The sequence below is a fragment of the Aquabacterium sp. A08 genome, assembly GCF_011742065.1.
On sequence record NZ_JAAQQT010000405.1, the window covers coordinates 1 to 266 of the forward strand.

Here is a 266-nt window from a genome sequence, read left to right on the forward strand (position 1 = left end):
TCGATCGAGATGGCCTTCAACGCCGGGGCCACCGACTTCATCACCAAACCCATCAACTGGCCGCTGTTGACCGAGCGCGTCCGCTACGCCCTGCGCACCGGGCACCTCAACCGCGAGGTGCGCCGCAGCCGTCTGCGCGAGGCGGCGGTGCGCCGGGTGGCGGGTCTGGGGCATTGGGAATGGAGCCTGGACAGCGGTGCCCTGGACTGGTCCGACGAGCTGGAACTGCTCACCGGGGTGGCCGCCCACCAGCTGCGCGACCTGTC

At 70.3% G+C, this 266-nt stretch carries 1 protein-coding gene; it reads left to right on the forward strand.

All coding sequences use genetic code 11. The annotated features are described in order from the left end of the window. Window positions 1-266 (forward strand): hypothetical protein (locus tag HA630_RS27140; RefSeq protein WP_208299901.1); only part of this gene is annotated, 266 nt, incomplete at both ends.